Annotated in this window: 3 protein-coding genes; all 3 read left to right on the top strand. The window is 65.0% G+C overall.

Annotated features, from left to right (window positions below; all coding sequences use genetic code 11):
• Positions 1-361 (top strand): hypothetical protein (locus tag SO180_RS42275; protein WP_449384689.1); only part of this gene is annotated, 361 nt, incomplete at its 5' end.
• Between the two features lie 72 nt (positions 362-433).
• Positions 434-1,306, top strand: coding sequence for a diaminopimelate epimerase (gene dapF / locus SO180_RS42270; protein WP_449384688.1), 873 nt, complete (start codon positions 434-436; stop codon positions 1,304-1,306).
• Complete coding sequence (gene mtaB / locus SO180_RS42265; protein WP_449384687.1) at positions 1,306-2,559, top strand: tRNA (N(6)-L-threonylcarbamoyladenosine(37)-C(2))-methylthiotransferase MtaB; 1,254 nt, start codon at positions 1,306-1,308, stop codon at positions 2,557-2,559. The genes dapF and mtaB overlap by 1 nt, the downstream gene beginning before the upstream one ends.
• Positions 2,560-2,699 lie beyond the last annotated feature (140 nt).

Genomic DNA, 2,699 nt, shown 5'->3' with positions numbered 1-2,699 from the left:
AGCGTCAGCTGTGTATAAGACACAGGGGGAGGCGCTGGCCGCCGGAGCCGGCGATGGGGACGTCGCGGGTGAGGGCGATGCGCTGGCGGCCGGCGAGGGCGAGGTTGCCGGTGAGGGGCTTGCGGAGGCTGCCGGTGCCGGGGTCGGCGATTGGGCGAACGCGCCGGAGAGGCAGAGGGTAACGGCCGCTGCGGGGATCACCGCGGCCAGAAAAGGACGGAAAAAGCTCGTCATTGCGTGTCTCCCCAAGGCAAGTAAGGCCCTGCCCGCATTTCTTGCACCACGTGCGCGTCCCGGTTCGCGCGAACGCGCCTATCTAACACGCATGGCCCAAATTCGTCCCATGACAGATGCGTCATAGGGCACACGCGGCAAATGACTGGCCAACCGTCCCATGATCGCCATATAAGACAGGCGAAATTCAGGACATTTCATGAGCGCCCTCGCCAACCACGCATTTGCCAAGATGAACGGCATCGGCAACGAGATCGTCGTTGTCGACATGCGGGATTCGGCTGCCCCGGTCACGCCGGACGACGCGCGCGCGGTCGCCTCCGTGAAGGGTGTGCCCTACGACCAGCTCATGGTGCTGCAGAAGCCGCGGCTCGATGGCACCGAAGCCTTCATCCGCATCTACAACAATGACGGCTCGGAGGCCGGCGCCTGCGGTAACGGCATGCGCTGCGTGGTGCGTAGGATCTTCGAGACGACCAGGCAGACCACGGCGACGTTCGAAACCGCCGCGGGCCTTCTCAATTGCTGGCAGGGCCCCGCACCCGATCTCTATACCGTCGACATGGGTGCGCCGAAGTTCGGCTGGCAGGACATTCCGCTGGCGGAGGAGTTTCGCGACACCCGTTACATCGAGTTGCAGATCGGGCCGATCGACAAGCCGATCCTGCATTCGCCGTCGGCCGTGAGCATGGGCAATCCGCACGCGATCTTCTGGGTCGACGACGTCAACGCCTATGACCTCGGGCGCTTTGGACCGCTGCTGGAAAACCATCCGATCTTCCCCGAGCGCGCCAACATCACGCTCGCCCACATCGTCGATCGCGACCACATCACGATCCGCACCTGGGAGCGCGGCGCAGGGCTTACGAAGGCCTGCGGCTCGGCGGCCTGCGCGACGGCGGTCGCAGCGGCGCGGCTGAAGCGCACCAACCGCAGCGTCGAGATCACGCTGCCCGGCGGCAAGCTCGGCATCGAATGGCGCGAGGGCGACGATCACGTGCTGATGACGGGCACCGCGACCTTCGAATATGAGGGCAATTTCGATCCGGCGCTGTTCGCCTCGGTCGCCTGATGGGCGTCGAGGTCGTAACCTTCGGCTGCCGTCTCAACGCCTTCGAGGCCGAGGTGATCCGCCGCGAGGCGGAAGGCGCAGGGCTTTCCGACACCATCGTCATCAATAGCTGCGCGGTCACCAACGAGGCAGTGGCGCAGGCCCGGCAGTCGATCCGTAAATTGAAGCGCGAGCGCCCCGGCGCACGCATTGTCGTCACCGGCTGTGCGGCGCAGACACAAAGCGACATGTTCGCTGATATGGCCGAGGTCGATCGCGTCGTCGGCAATGACGACAAGATGCACCCCAAAGCCTGGCGTGAGGCGCGTGCCGCGTTCGATATCGGCAACGGCGACAAGATCGCGGTCAGCGACATCATGGCGGTGAAGGCGATGGCGCCGCATCTGATCGACGGCTTTGCGAGCGGCCTGCCGCGCGTATTCGTGCAGGTGCAGAACGGCTGCGACCATCGCTGCACCTTCTGTATCATCCCGTTCGGTCGCGGCAATTCGCGTTCCGTGCCAATGGGCGCGGTGGTCGAGCAGGTGCGCGGGCTGACGGAGCGCGGCCATGCCGAGATCGTGCTGACCGGCGTCGATCTCACGAGCTACGGCGCCGACCTGCCGGGCGCGCCAAAACTCGGAATGCTGACGAAGCAGATCTTGCGGCATGTGCCGGAGCTGAAGCGCCTGCGCATCTCATCGATCGATTCGATCGAGGCAGATGGCGATCTGCTCGATGCCATCGCCGACGATGCGCGGCTGATGCCGCATCTGCATCTGTCGCTGCAATCCGGCGACGACATGATCTTGAAGCGGATGAAGCGGCGGCATTCGCGCCCGGACGCTATTGCGTTCTGCGAGCAGGTGCGCCGCCTGCGACCGGACATCGCGCTCGGCGCTGACATCATCGCGGGATTTCCGACCGAGACGGAAGAGATGTTTGCGCGCTCGCGCGATCTCGTCGAGGAATGCGGTCTCACCTTCCTGCACGTCTTTCCCTATTCGCCGCGCCCCGGCACACCGGCCGCGCGGATGCCGCAGGTCGCAGGCGCGGTGATCAAGGATCGCGCGAGACGGTTGCGTGCGGCAGGTGAAGCGGCGTTGCGGCGCAGGCTAAAGGCCGAGGTCGGCGCGAGCCGCGAGGTGCTGATCGAGAGCGCCAGCCAGGGGCGCACGGAGCACTATCTGCCGGTGGCGGTCGCTGGGGCAGCGGTGGGAAGTGTCGTGCCGCTTCAGGTCGTCGGTGAGGATGGCGAGCGGCTGACCACATAATCGCTGTCGTCGCCCGGCTCGACCGGGCGACCCGGTACGCCGCGGCTTCTCCGTATCCCATCACTGCCTCTGGAATACTTGTATGGGCTTGGTCAAGGATGAGTGGTTGTTAGATCATTTCAGATCATCTCCTTGTTCGA

Source organism: Bradyrhizobium sp. UFLA05-112 (assembly GCF_053572325.1).
The sequence above is the reverse complement of the archived record's forward strand: the minus strand, read 5'-3'. Positions and strand labels throughout refer to the sequence as shown.